The sequence below is a fragment of the Paractinoplanes durhamensis genome, assembly GCF_016862175.1.
GTDB classification, from domain to species: Bacteria; Actinomycetota; Actinomycetes; order Mycobacteriales; family Micromonosporaceae; genus Actinoplanes; species Actinoplanes durhamensis.
In genome coordinates, this window is sequence record NZ_BOML01000060.1 from 82790 (window position 1) to 90065 (window position 7276).

Sequence of the window (7276 nt, forward strand, 5' to 3'; positions counted from 1 at the left end):
CCAACCGGTGGATGCGGGGCTACGCCATCGCTTCGTTGGCCTCGCTGCCGGTGGTGCCGCGCCGCAGGCCGGTGACCGCCGCGTAGACCGAGCCGACCTGGGCGGCGACCCGCTTCCACGAGTAGGCCTGCCGGGCCCGGTCGATCGCGGCCGTCCCGTACGCGAAGCGGCGCACCTTGTCGTTGACCAGCCGGCGCATCGCCCCGCCGAGGGCGCGCGGGTCGCGGGCCGGCACCAGGTCACCGGTGAGCCCGTCGACGACCGCCTCGGTGAGCCCGCCCACCGCGGTGCCGACGATCGGCACGCCGCAGGCCATCGCTTCGAGCGCGGACGACTCCAGGTCTTCCTGCCAGGGTGCGGCCACCAGCATGTCGGCCGAGCGGTACCAGCTCGGCATGTCGGTGAACGGCACCCGGCCGACGAGCCGGAACCGGTCGGCGACGTGCAGCTTCTCGGCGAGGGCGCGCAGCTTGCGGGCGCCCGGGTCGGCGGGCAGCGCGTCGGCGGCCGGACCGCCCACGACCACCACCTCGGCACCCGGCACCCAGCGCATGGCCTCGATGACGTCACCGAAGCCCTTGCGCTCGACGAGCCGGCCGACCGACAGGATGCGGGGTCGGGCCGGGTCGCGCTCGACGGCCGGGCCCTCGGGCGAGAAGCGGACGCTGTCCACCCCGGCCGGGACGATCGTGAGCTGCGCCCGCGGCACGCCGATGCGGACGAGCCCGCGCACCTCGTCCTGATTTTGCGCGAACACCCGGTCGACCGAGCGGCCGAGCGCCCGCTCGTAACCGGAGCGGGACGGCTTGCCGTCGGCGGTCGCCTCGATCTCGCCCAGCTCGTGGAAGGACTGCACGACCGGGATGCCCAGATGGCGGGCGGCGGTCACCGCGGCCAGGCCGCTGGTCCAGAAGTGGGCGTGCACGACGTCGGGCACCCAGGCGCCGTTGCGCCAGTGGTCCTCGAGCCGGCGGGCGAACTCGCCCATGTGCGGCAGGAGCAGGTCGGGCGGCAGGACGTGGGGAGGGCCGGCCGGCACGTGCACCACCCGGATGCCGCCGGGCGTGGTGATCTCGTCGGCCACCACCGGGTCGTCACGGCGGGTGTAGACCCGCACCTCGTGGCCGCTCTCGGCCAGGGCGGCCGAGAGGTCGGCGACGTGGGTCTGCCGGCCGCCGTCGCCCAGGGGGCTGGCGTGCTCGGAAATCATCGCGATGCGCACGTGGTCCCTCCGGTCGGGCTGCGGTACGCGGTGCAGATGCCCTTGGCCCGAATCGGTAAACATCACCGGACTCTCGCAGCCTACCTGCCAGGTCAGCCCTGGACGGCACGGTGCGCTGCGGTGATCACCGATCGGTACAGCCCGCCGGTCAGCCGGCGGTCCCGGGCGAGGGCGGCGCGGGCCGCGTTGGCGCCCGGTGCGCCGTGCACGCCGCCGCCCGGATGCGCCGACGAGCCGGCCAGGAAGAGCCGGTCGACCGGCGTGTCGGCGCGGCCCAGCCCGGGCACCGGCCGCAGGAACAGCTGCTGGTAGGCGGCCGCGGTGCCGCCGCCGAGCGCGCCGCCGACCAGTGCCGGGTTCTCGTGCTCGAGCGCGGCCGGGGAGAACACGTTGCGGCCGGTGACCAGGGCGCCGAAGCCGGGGGCGTACTCCTCGACCACCGCCTCCACCCGGGCGACGTGCTCCTCGATCTCGCCGGCCTCCCAGTGCTCCCGGTGCGGCAGGTGGGTGTAGGCCCAGGCCGATTCGGTGCCCGGCGGCGAGTGGTCCGGGTCGGCCGTGGTCATCTGGCCGAACAGCAGGAACGGGTGCTCCGGCACGGCGCCCGCGGCCAGCTCGGCGGCGTAGCGGGTCAGCCCGTTCAGGTCGGCGCCGAAGTGCAGGGTCCCGGCGCCGGCCGCGGCCGGGTTCCGCCACGGGATCTTCCCGCGCACCGCCCAGTCGATCTTCAGGGTGGCGCCGTCCCAGCGGAAGTGGGCCAGGTCCTCGACCAGGCGCGACGGCAGCCACCGCTCCCCCACCAGGTCCAGGTAGAGCGCCGGCGCGGGTACGTCGGCGAGCACCGCCCGGCGGGCCCGCAGATCCCGGCCGCCCGCGGTGCGGACGCCCATCGCCCGGCCCCGGGCGACCAGGACCCGCTCCACCGGCTGGTCGTAGATGATCTCGCCGCCACGCGCGGTCAGCCGGTCGACCAGCGCGTCGGTGATCCGCTGGGCGCCGCCGGCCGGGACCGGCCAGCCGCTCTGCTGGCCGAGCATGGCGAGCAGCCAGCCGTAGACGCCGCCGCCCGCGTCCTCGGGCGAGAGGTCGGTGTGCAGGGCGCAGCCGGCCAGCGCGAGGGTCGCCCCCTCGCCGCGGAAGAGCTCCCGGCCGAGCTGGCGCACCGGCAGCACGAGGCGCCGGGCCATCCGCAGCGCGCCCGGCGCCGTCAGCCGGGTGAGCAGCTCGATACCGGCCCGCACCGGCGGAAACGGCCGCAGGACCGCGTCGAGCAGCGGCTCGGACAGCCTGTGCCACTCCTCGTAGGCGGCCCGCCAGCGCTCGCCGTCACCGGGGGCGAACTGCTCCATCGACGCCATCGTGCGGGTGAGGTCGCGGTTGATGGTCGCCGCGCGGCCGTCGGGCAGCAGATGGGTCAGGACGTCCGGGGCGTGCCGCCACTCCAGCCCCAGGTCCAGGGCGCGCATGACCGGCGACGCGAACCCCAGCGGATAGAACGAGCTGAACAGGTCGCTCAGATAGCCGGGCGCGGTGACGAAGCCGGACCGCACCGCGCCGCCCGGCTGCGGCGTCGCCTCCACCACCAGCACCGACCAGCCCGCGTCGGCCAGCAGGTTGGCGGCGACCAGACCGTTGTGCCCGGCACCCACCACGACCGCATCGGCGAAATCCATCAGCCCTCGTCTCGTTTAGCAATCGATCATCCGGGCACGTCCTGAAACAACACCGCGGCGGGGAAGCACAACAGAGAGGGATACACCGTGAGTACCGTGACCGAGTCCGTTGACGTCGACGTACCCGTGCGCACCGCGTACAACCAGTGGACCCAGTTCGAGGAGTTCCCCCGGTTCATGGACGGCGTCCGGGAGATCCGTCAACTCGACGAGACCCACCTGCACTGGAAGACCGAGATCGGCGGCGTCAAGCGCGAGTTCGACGCCGAGATCACCGAGCAGCTGCCCGACGAGCGGGTCGCCTGGAAGGCCACCGACGGCGAGAAGCAGGCCGGCGTGGTGACCTTCCACCGCCTCGACGACACCCACACCCGGCTGACCGTCCAGATGGACTTCGAGCCGGAGGGCGTGGTCGAGAAGGCCGGCGCCGTGCTCGGCGTCGTCGACCACCGGGTCAAGGGCGACCTGCGCCGCTTCAAGGAGTTCATCGAGGATCGGGACGGCACCGAGACCGGTTCCTGGCGTGGCCAGGTCGACCGCCCCGGTATCTGACCACTTCGGTCGCCCGGCCCTTCCGGCCGGGCGACCGGTGGTCAGCCGACGGTCTGGAACGAGCGCTTCGCGAAACCCATCATGTAGCCGTCGATCGCCGTCTCCACCGGCGCGTCCGGCGTGGTGGCCGCGCCCAGCGTGACGAACAGCGGCAGGTAGTGGTCGGGCGTCGGATGGGCGAACGGCATGCCCGGCGCCTTCCGGTAGCCGGCCAGCGCGTCCACGTCGCCGCGGGCCAGCGCGTCCGCCACCCAGGCGTCGAAGTCGGACGACCAGGCCGGGACGACGCCGTGGAACATCTCCCGGGTCACGAACTGCAGGCCGTGGGTCATGAAGCCGGAGCCGATCACCAGCGTCCCCTCCGCGCGCAGCTCACGCAGTCGCGCGCCCAGCGCCAGCAGCCGATCGGGGTCGTGGGTCGGCATGCTCAGCTGCAGGACCGGTACATCGCCCAGCGGGTACATCGCCATCAGCGGCACCCACGCGCCGTGGTCGAGACCGCGCCGCGGATGCTGGTGGACCGGCTCGGTGGCGGGCATCGCGGCGGCGACCCGGGCAGCGAGCGCGGAGGCGTCCGGCGTGCGGTAGGTCATCCCGTAGTAGCGCGGGTGGAAGCCGCCGAAGTCGTAGACCAGCGGGGTGCCGGCGGCCGGCGCGGACAGCATCAGCGGGGCGCTCTCCCAGTGCGCGGAGACGATCAGCACGCTCGTCGGCTTCGGCATCGACCGGGCCCAGCCGAACAGCTGCCGCAGCCACGGGCCGTCGTCGAACAGCGGCGGGGCGCCGTGACTCAGGTACAGCGCCGGCATCGGGCCGTCGGCCGGGGTCCAGTCGCGCTGGGCGCGCGCCGCGGGCAGCGCCTCGACCAGGAACTCGTCGTACGCGCCGGCCGGCACCGCGGGGTCGAAGATCGAGCTCATGACGTGGCCTTTCGGGGTGGGGGGCACTGATCGTCGGGGGCGACGGCGCGCATGATCCGGCGGCCGATCTCGCCCAGTTGCCGCTGCTGGCCCTTGGTGAGCGGGTCGAACACGAAGTGGCGGACGGCCGCGACGTGCCCGGGGGCGGTCGCCACCACCTTGTCCCAGCCCTCGTCGGTGAGGATCGCCAAGGTGTAGCGGCCGTCGTCGGGGTCGGGGCTGCGGCGGACCCAGCCGCGCTTCTCCAGGCGGGAGACGACCTGCGACAGCCTCGGCAGCGAGCCCTCGGCGACCGCCGCCAGCTCGCTCATCCGCATCGTCCGGCCCGGGACCATGGACAGGCCGGAGATCACCAAATACTCGAAGTGGGTCAGGCCGGCGTCGCGCTGCAGCTGCGCGTCGAGCGCACCGGGCAGGCGCATCAGGAGGCCGGCCAGGGCCATCCAGGTCTCCTGCTCGGCGTCGTCCAGCCAGCGCGGTTCGCTCTCCATGACGGCCAGTTTAGCTTAATGCTTGAAGTCAGTTTTACTTGCGCCGTGAAGTATTGACCGCTACGGTTCGCTTCACTCGTTAAGTCATCGACGGTCGTGGAGGACCCAGTGAACGTGGTTTTGTGGATCATCGCGGGGGTTCTGGCCCTCGCCTTCCTGGCCGCCGGCGTGATGAAGCTGACGCAGCCCAAACCGAAGCTGATCGAGGCCGGGATGGGCTGGGCCGAGGGCTACCACCCGGTCGCGGTCAAGCTGATCGGCCTGGCCGAGGTGCTCGCCGCGATCGGGCTCATCCTGCCCGCCGCCCTCGACATCGCCCCGATCCTGGTGCCGCTCGCCGCCACCGGGCTCGCCGTCATCATGGTCGGCGCGGTGGTCGTGCACGCCCGCCGCAAGGAGAACCCGATGGTCATCGGGAACGTGGTGCTGCTGATCCTCAGCGTCGTGGTCGCCTGGGGACGGTTCGGCCCCTACTCCTTCTGAGCCTTTTGACGCGTACGCAAACTGAAGTTGCCGATCGCCGAGCGCGCCCTGATCAAGTACCCCCTCCGCGCCGGCCGGGCCGTCGTCGGCCAGACGGTTCCCGGCGGCGCCGGAGCCCCGCCCGACCAGGGCGTTTCGGCGAAGCCGGCGCCCCGATCGAGTTGCACCCGCAGTGCCGTGCCCGCCTCCGCCGTCACCACCATGCTGCCGATCCCCCCGCTCAGGGTGATCGGCACCGCGGTGTCCGGCGCCGGCAGGCGCAGCTCGACCAGGCCTGACGCGCCCAGATCGAGCCGGGAGATCCGGCCCCGGCGCAGGTCCAGCTGCTGCTCGCCGGCCCCGGCCGGCAGGCTGAGATGCCAGCGCACGTCCCGGTTCAGCACGATCCGCACCTCGTCCGGGCCGTCTCCGCCCGCCGCTTCGCCGGCGGCGGCTTTCGGCGGGAGCAGCGACGCGACCAGCCGGCCGTCCGCGCCGGTGACCCGCGGCACCAGGCCGGAACCGGGCGCCGTGGAGATCCGGTAGAGCAGGCCCGGCAGCGTCGACAGCACGATCCGCACTCTGGACGCGGCGTCCCGGATGGTGAGATGTCCGCCGGTGCGGCCCAGCAACGGCGCCGCGACGACATGCTCTCCCCCGGGGGAGGGCTGGACCGGCGCGGGCTTTCGTGCAGCGCATCCAGGAAGGGCGCTGAGCAGCGATAATGCGACGATGAGGCGAATCATTGAGCCGCACGGACGCAATCTAGGGGGCACCATCGGACAACGGAGAATCGGCCGAACGGGTGACGGCGATGCGTCCCGATCGAGGCAAACTGTCCGAATGCACTCTGCCGGTTTCCTGTCCGAACGTCAGCGCCGTCTCGCTTGGGTCGGCTTCCTGCTGGCCGCCTTCCAGGCACCTCTGGCCGCCAAGCTGGTCGACGACGCGTCCTGGCTGTTCGCCGTCGTGGTCGCCATGGTCGTGGCCACCGTGATCCTCGCCGACGACGCCCAGCGCCGCCGCCCGGCCACCGAAGCGGCCGAGTAAGAACGTCCCCGGGCCTCGCGGCCCGGCCGGCCGTGGGTGTGCGCCGAATCCGGCCCGTCCGTCATCGCCGGCCCGTTCATCTGTCAACCGAGCTGCACCGTTGTGGAGAACCATTCCATACCCGGGGCTCCGTAACTTTCTCCTCATGAATGGCCTGTTCAGCGGCGCCGCCGCCCGTGCTGCCCTCCGTTCCGCCCACGCCTGCCTCGCCGAGCTGCACGACACCGTGGGAGTCAGTGGCCTCGCCGCCGCCGACACCAACGCGGGTCTGATGGCAGTCGTCGACCAGCACGCCGCCGGGGTTCGTGACAGCCTCTCGGCTGACACCCGCCCGCTGACCGCGGTCCTTCTCGCCGCCTACGCCGAGGGCGTCCGCGACGCCGCCTTCACGCACGGCTGGCGCCCGCCGGTCGGCCCGCTCGACTGGTCCGAGAACGACTGGGTGATGACCCGCCTGCTGGCGGTCTGCGCCCTCGCTCGCACCCTGCCCGCGCCCAGCTGACCCGACCACCGACCGCTCACAGGCTTTCCGTCACACCGGGGCCGGCGCCAGGATCCACCTGGCGTCGGCCCCTCTCCTATGTCCGGCCGGGTCAGGCCGGCGGCGGATTCGGGCGGCCGCGCCGGGCGGGCTTGATCTCCTCCGACGGGTCTTCGCCGGGCGGGATCGCCTGGGTCTGCTCGGTGCCGCTGCCGATCACCAGGGTGTCGTTCGGGCCCGGGTTGATGATCGTGGTGTCGGCGGTGTTCGTGGTGATCACGGTGGTGCTGTCCGGATCGTCGTCGTCGGCGTCGAAGCCGGGGATCAGATGCGGGCGATCGTCCACCGGCTCCAGGTCGAAGGCGGTGTCGGTCGCCCGCCGCGGCCGGCCCTGCCGCGGCGGCGGAATGACCTGGGTCTCCTCC

The 7276-nt window shown here is 72.9% G+C and carries 9 protein-coding genes and 1 pseudogene; 4 read left to right on the top strand and 6 right to left on the bottom strand.

The genetic code is table 11. The annotated features are described in order from the left end of the window. Positions 1 to 19: 19 nt before the first annotated feature. Together Adu01nite_RS38155 and Adu01nite_RS38160 are read right to left on the bottom strand one after the other, a co-directional pair. Positions 20 to 1222 (bottom strand): glycosyltransferase, encoded by a 1203-nt coding sequence (locus tag Adu01nite_RS38155; protein WP_203734191.1) that lies wholly within the window; start codon positions 1220 to 1222, stop codon positions 20 to 22. Positions 1223 to 1314: 92 nt separating this feature from the next. Next, the gene (locus tag Adu01nite_RS38160) at positions 1315 to 2895 is read right to left on the bottom strand and encodes a phytoene desaturase family protein (RefSeq protein WP_203734192.1); all 1581 of its coding nucleotides are present in this window, start codon (positions 2893 to 2895) and stop codon (positions 1315 to 1317) included. A gap of 87 nt (positions 2896 to 2982) precedes the next feature. Here Adu01nite_RS38160 and Adu01nite_RS38165 point away from each other — a divergent pair, with 87 nt between their 5' ends. Then, positions 2983 to 3447 carry an SRPBCC family protein gene (locus tag Adu01nite_RS38165; protein ID WP_203734193.1) on the top strand — a complete coding sequence of 155 codons (465 nt, stop codon included), beginning with the start codon at positions 2983 to 2985 and terminating at the stop codon, positions 3445 to 3447. A gap of 41 nt (positions 3448 to 3488) precedes the next feature. Here Adu01nite_RS38165 and Adu01nite_RS38170 read toward each other — a convergent pair whose 3' ends face one another. Together Adu01nite_RS38170 and Adu01nite_RS38175 are read right to left on the bottom strand one after the other, a co-directional pair. Beyond that, on the bottom strand, positions 3489 to 4367 hold the full coding sequence (locus Adu01nite_RS38170; RefSeq protein WP_203734194.1) for a dioxygenase family protein: 879 nt from the start codon (positions 4365 to 4367) through the stop codon (positions 3489 to 3491). Then, positions 4364 to 4858, bottom strand: a complete 495-nt coding sequence (locus Adu01nite_RS38175; RefSeq protein ID WP_203734195.1) for a MarR family winged helix-turn-helix transcriptional regulator — start codon at positions 4856 to 4858, stop codon at positions 4364 to 4366. Before Adu01nite_RS38175 ends, Adu01nite_RS38170 begins: the two co-directional genes overlap by 4 nt. Before the next feature lie 108 nt (positions 4859 to 4966). On the opposite strand from Adu01nite_RS38175, the gene Adu01nite_RS38180 reads away from it, so the two are divergent. Next, positions 4967 to 5341, top strand: coding sequence for a DoxX family protein (locus tag Adu01nite_RS38180; protein WP_203734196.1), 375 nt, complete (start codon positions 4967 to 4969; stop codon positions 5339 to 5341). Here the strand turns inward: Adu01nite_RS38180 and Adu01nite_RS38185 are convergent. Continuing rightward, positions 5329 to 5892, bottom strand: a complete 564-nt coding sequence (locus Adu01nite_RS38185; protein ID WP_239133012.1) for a toast rack family protein — start codon at positions 5890 to 5892, stop codon at positions 5329 to 5331. The two genes, Adu01nite_RS38180 and Adu01nite_RS38185, sit on opposite strands and share 13 nt — an antisense overlap. 271 nt (positions 5893 to 6163) lie before the next feature. Here Adu01nite_RS38185 and Adu01nite_RS38190 point away from each other — a divergent pair, with 271 nt between their 5' ends. Together Adu01nite_RS38190 and Adu01nite_RS38195 are read left to right on the top strand one after the other, a co-directional pair. Beyond that, a complete protein-coding gene (locus Adu01nite_RS38190; RefSeq protein WP_203734197.1) occupies positions 6164 to 6370 on the top strand; it encodes a hypothetical protein in 207 nt (68 codons plus the stop codon). Between the two features lie 145 nt (positions 6371 to 6515). Beyond that, the gene (locus Adu01nite_RS38195) at positions 6516 to 6872 is read left to right on the top strand and encodes a DUF6401 family natural product biosynthesis protein (RefSeq protein WP_203734198.1); all 357 of its coding nucleotides are present in this window, start codon (positions 6516 to 6518) and stop codon (positions 6870 to 6872) included. 91 nt (positions 6873 to 6963) lie between these two features. On the opposite strand, the pseudogene Adu01nite_RS38200 reads toward Adu01nite_RS38195, so the two are convergent. Beyond that, a pseudogene (locus Adu01nite_RS38200) lies at positions 6964 to 7276 on the bottom strand (hypothetical protein); the annotation flags it as partial.

Bases quoted from the DNA above. Each gene is read 5' to 3' on its own strand.
- Adu01nite_RS38160 (WP_203734192.1), bottom strand. From the start codon at position 2,895: ATGGATTTCGCCGATGCGGTCGTGGTGGGTGCCGGGCACAACGGTCTG.
- Adu01nite_RS38170 (WP_203734194.1), bottom strand. From the start codon at position 4,367: ATGAGCTCGATCTTCGACCCCGCGGTGCCGGCCGGCGCGTACGACGAG.
- Adu01nite_RS38175 (WP_203734195.1), bottom strand. From the start codon at position 4,858: ATGGAGAGCGAACCGCGCTGGCTGGACGACGCCGAGCAGGAGACCTGG.
- Adu01nite_RS38195 (WP_203734198.1), top strand. From the start codon at position 6,516: ATGAATGGCCTGTTCAGCGGCGCCGCCGCCCGTGCTGCCCTCCGTTCC.
- Adu01nite_RS38190 (WP_203734197.1), top strand. From the start codon at position 6,164: ATGCACTCTGCCGGTTTCCTGTCCGAACGTCAGCGCCGTCTCGCTTGG.